The organism is uncultured Flavonifractor sp. (assembly GCF_944383115.1).
GTDB lineage: Bacteria > Bacillota > Clostridia > Oscillospirales > Oscillospiraceae > Flavonifractor.
This window is the reverse complement of sequence record NZ_CALWOJ010000130.1, coordinates 1-4,356: the sequence shown is the minus strand read 5'-3', so window position 1 is coordinate 4,356 and position 4,356 is coordinate 1. Positions and strand designations below refer to the sequence as shown.

General features: G+C 61.6%; 4 protein-coding genes. All 4 read right to left on the bottom strand.

Features of this window, described 5'->3' with window-relative positions; genetic code table 11:
• Window positions 1-983: lysine 5,6-aminomutase subunit alpha TIM-barrel domain-containing protein (locus Q0K43_RS10475; RefSeq protein WP_297290474.1), on the bottom strand; the 983-nt coding region annotated here is incomplete at its 3' end.
• A gap of 88 nt (window positions 984-1,071) precedes the next feature.
• The gene (gene ablA, locus Q0K43_RS10470) at window positions 1,072-2,325 is read right to left on the bottom strand and encodes a lysine 2,3-aminomutase (RefSeq protein WP_297290473.1); all 1,254 of its coding nucleotides are present in this window, start codon (window positions 2,323-2,325) and stop codon (window positions 1,072-1,074) included.
• A gap of 425 nt (window positions 2,326-2,750) precedes the next feature.
• Window positions 2,751-3,791, bottom strand: coding sequence for an L-erythro-3,5-diaminohexanoate dehydrogenase (locus Q0K43_RS10465; RefSeq protein ID WP_087188348.1), 1,041 nt, complete (start codon window positions 3,789-3,791; stop codon window positions 2,751-2,753).
• Window positions 3,792-3,886: 95 nt separating this feature from the next.
• The coding region (locus Q0K43_RS10460) for a 3-keto-5-aminohexanoate cleavage protein (RefSeq protein ID WP_297290472.1) at window positions 3,887-4,356 on the bottom strand (470 nt) is incomplete at its 5' end.

Below are 4,356 nucleotides of genomic sequence, written 5' to 3'. Positions count from 1 at the left end.
CGCAGGGCGAAGGCTTCGTTGAGGAACTGGGAGGCCAGCACGGTGTGAGCCTCTTCCACAGCGTCGGCGGTGGTCAGATAGTTGTCCTCGCCGGTGTTGATCACCACGCCGGCATAGGCGTTGATGGCCCGGGAGAAGGACTGGTCCACCAGGGTGCGCTGCATGTTGATGTCGCGGAACAGAATGCCGTACAGAGCGTCGTTGAGCATCACGTCCAGGCCCTCGAAAGCGCCCATGGCGGCGATCTCAGGCATACACAGGCCGGAGCAGTAGTTACACACGCGGATGTAGCGGCCCAGCTCCTCGCCCACCTTGTCCATGGCCTCACGCATCAGGCGGAAGTTCTCCTGGGTGGCGTAGGTGCCGCCAAAGCCCTCGGTGGTGGCGCCGTAAGGCACATAGTCCAGCAGGGACTGGCCGGTGGTACGGATGACGGCGATGACGTCGGCGCCCTGGCGGGCGGCGGCGGTGGCCTGTACCACGTCCTCATAGATGTTGCCGGTAGCCACGATCAGGTAGATCCAGGGGCCCTGCTTCTCGCCGCCGTGAGAGGCAATGAAGTCCTCGCGGCGCTTGCGGCGGGCACGGATCTTAGCCAGGCTGGCCTCCACGATGGGATCCAGAGCGGCATGGATCTCGGCCTCGCTGTGGGTGGGCAGAGCGGTCAGATCCAGCTTGTCGTTTGCCACATCCTCGGCAATGGCCTGGGGATCCTTACCGGTCTCCACCATAGCGTTGCCGATCCAGAAAGCGGCGCCCTGAGGCAGAGCGCCCTTGTCCATCAGGTGTTCCACCACTACGTTGGGCAGGGGGACGTCGGAGGCGTCCACACCATCAATGCCCAGCAGACGGCAGATGGTACGCTCCACGGCCACGGTAGTGCAGCCGTCAATGAAACGCTGGGTGTCGTCGGCCACGCGGGAAGCATGGGCCCGGGCCTGCTCCACCAGCTTAAAGTCAAGGTTCAGCTTGGATTCCAACATTGATCACTTCCATTCTTTGTCAGTTCAAAAGCGGGGGGCAGCGGACCGCCGTAGCAAAACGGCGGTCCGCTGTTCAATGCAATTTCAATTACTCCTCGTGATGGGAACGCTTATGACGCTCCAGGTTGGCGGGCTCCATGGAGAGAGCCTGACCGCGCTCCAGACCAGCAACACCCATGAGTTCCTTCTTCTTCTTGCCGGTGCAGTAGTCGCACTGACAATCGGTGTAGTGTTCGGGCTCGGTGTAGGTGGTGATGACGCCCTCGTAGTTGCGGAGGATAACCTTGGAGGGAGTCTGGGAGATAACGTACTGAGGCATAACGGGAGTCTTGCCGCCGCCGCCGGGGGCGTCCACCACGAAGGTGGGTACGCAGAAGCCGGAGGTGTGGCCGCGCAGGCCCTCGATGATCTCGATGCCCTTGCTGACGGGAGTACGGAAGTGCTCCAGGCCCATGGACAGGTCGCACTGATAGATGTAGTAGGGACGCACGCGGATGCGAACCAGCTCGTTGACCAGCTTCTTCATGGTGTAGACGCAGTCATTGATGCCGGCCAGCAGCACGCTCTGGTTGCCCAGCGGGATACCGGCGTCGGCCAGCATGGCGCAGGCCTTGGCGGACTCGGGGGTGATCTCGTTGGGGTGGTTGAAGTGGGTGTTCAGCCAGATGGGGTGATACTTCTTCAGCATGTTGCACAGCTCGGGAGTGATGCGCTGAGGCAGCACCACGGGGGTACGGGAGCCGATGCGGACGATCTCCACGTGGGGGATCTCACGCAGCTTGGCGATGATGTACTCCAGGCGCTCGTCGGAGCAGAGCAGCGCGTCGCCGCCGGAGAGCAGCACGTCCCGGATGACGGGGGTGTTGCGGATGTACTCGATGGCCTGATCCACCTGATCCACAGGCAGGCCGGCGTCGTTCTGGCCGGCGAAGCGGCGGCGGGTGCAGTGACGGCAGTACATGGAGCACTGGTCGGTGATCAGCAGCAGGCAGCGGTCAGGATAACGGTGAGTCAGACCGGGAGCGGGGGAGTCCTCATCCTCGTGCAGGGGGTCCAGCAGGTCGGCGGTGGACTGATGCAGCTCCTTGGCGGTGGGGACGGCCTGCAGACGGACGGGATCGTGAGGATCGCCGGGCTGGATCAGGGACAGATAGTAAGGAGTAATGGCCATGCGCAGGGTGCCCAGGCAGGCCTTGACGCCCTCTTCCTCTTCGGGGGTCAGGTCCACGTACTTCTTCAGGTCCTCCAGGGTCTCAACGCGATTCTTGACTTGCCAATGCCAGTCGTTCCACTCTTCGTCGGTCACGTTGGGGAACAGGATCTTGCGGCGGGACTCTACCATAACAAGGTCATCCTTTCTAAATCAATGTGGGGATGCGCCATCCGCGGGCGTCAGAGACCGGAGACCGGAACCGGGAGAAAGGGTTGGGGAGGAGAGTTTCTCCCATGAGACCGGGAACCGGATGCTTCCGCTGCAGAACGATCACATCAGTAAGCTCATCTGCCGAAGGGAGGCAGGTAAGGCACAAAAGAGAAGGGGATTGGAAACTGGGAAAAGAAAGTTTACAGATACTTCTTCTCGAAGTAAGCCTTCAGCTGGGGATTCTCACGCAGTGCCCCACGCAATGTTCCATTGCGCGGGGGCCCCGTGATTTGACATCCTCGGGGCAACTGAATTGCCCCTGCGGGAACGCTGCGCGTTCTGCGCGCCAAAAGGCGCGGCCAGCTGGCGCTGGCGTCCGAGCTGCACAGACAGCTCAGAATATCTTACAGATACTTCTTCTCGAAGTAAGCCTTCAGCTGGGGATTCTCACGCAGCTCGGACAGAGTGATCTCGGCGTGGTCCTTGGTGTAGCCGTTGCCCACGATCATGGTGACGTCCTTGCCGCAGCCCTCGGCGCCCAGGGCGGCCTTGGCGAAATCGGTGGCCATGGAGAAGAAGTACACCACGCCGTTGTCATGGACGGGCAGGATGGCGGCCATCTCGCAGGCGGGCACGTTGACGATCAGAATGGAGACGTCGTACTCCTTGCCGTTGTTGACGGCCAGGGACTTCTCCAGCACCTCGGTGGGGTTGGTGGCAGAGCCAACGATGGCGTGGTGGCACAGGTTCATGCTCTTCAGCAGGTCGGCGTCCTCCTGGCAGATGACCAGGGCAACCACGTTGCCGGTGGGGCCGACGCGCTTCATGGCCTCGTAGCAGCACATCATGCCGCCCTTGCCGGCGCCGCCCAGGATCAGCACGGAGTCGCCGGGCTTGACCAGCTTAGCGGTCTGGGCGGGAGCGCCGGCCACGTCCAGAGCGGCCAGGGCCAGCTCCTCGCTCATGTCGTCGGGCAGCTTGGCATACAGGCCGGACTCAAACAGGATAGCCTGGGCATCCACGTCCACGCGGTCGATCTCGGGGTGGATGGCCTTGATCTTGTTGATCTTCAGGGGGGTCAGGGACAGGGAGACCAGAGAAGCGATCTTGTCGCCCACCTTCAGGTCGATCTTGCCCTGCAGATCCTCGCCGATCTCACGGACGGTGCCGATGAACATACCGCCGGAACCGGTGACGGGGTTCTGCATCTTGCCGCGCTCATTGACGATATCCAGGATCATCTGCTCGGTCTTGGCCAGGTCCTTCTCGCAGGCCTCATAGATCTGGGTGAAGGAAGCGGAGTCGATGTTCAGAGCGGACACGTCGCACAGGATCTCATTGGAGTAGCACTCCATGGTGTTGTCGATCTTCTTGGCAGCCTGGGTCAGCAGGCCCTTGGGCTCGATGACGCGGTGAGTGCCGTACTTGTTGCCTTTCTTCTGCATAGAAAGTTCCTCCTGTTTCGTTTAATGTTTGGTTGGGGAGATATATGGTTGGGGAGATATATGGTTGGGGAGATAAGTAAAACAAAGGAATGAGATCAGGCCAGGGACAGGATCTTCCGGGCCTCATCGGGAGTGGCGATCTCGCGGCCCAGCTCCTTGGCCAGGCGGACCACCTTGGCGACCAGCTCGCCGTTGGAGGCGGCCTTGTGGCCCTTCTCCAGGTAGATGTTGTCCTCAAAGCCTACGCGGACGTTGCCGCCCATCACGATGCCGGCGGCAACCATGGGCCAGGCGCCCCGGCCGATGCCGGTGACGGTCCAGGTGGAACCGGCGGGGATCTGCTTCACCAGGTAGTCCAGGTTGCCCACGGTAGCGGGGGTGCAGCCGGACACGCCCAGCACGAAGTTGAACTGCATGGGAGCGCCGGGGACCAGACCCTTGTTGGCCATGTTCACGATGGTGTCCAGGTGGCCGATCTCGAAGCACTCATACTCGGGCTTGATGTTGTTTTCCAGCATCCGCTTGCCGAAGGCCCGCATGGTGGGCATGTCGTTGACGAAGATGT

Excerpts from the sequence above, each read along its gene's own strand:
- ablA (WP_297290473.1), bottom strand. The coding sequence starts at position 2,325 with ATGGTAGAGTCCCGCCGCAAGATCCTGTTCCCCAACGTGACCGACGAA.
- Q0K43_RS10465 (WP_087188348.1), bottom strand. The coding sequence starts at position 3,791 with ATGCAGAAGAAAGGCAACAAGTACGGCACTCACCGCGTCATCGAGCCC.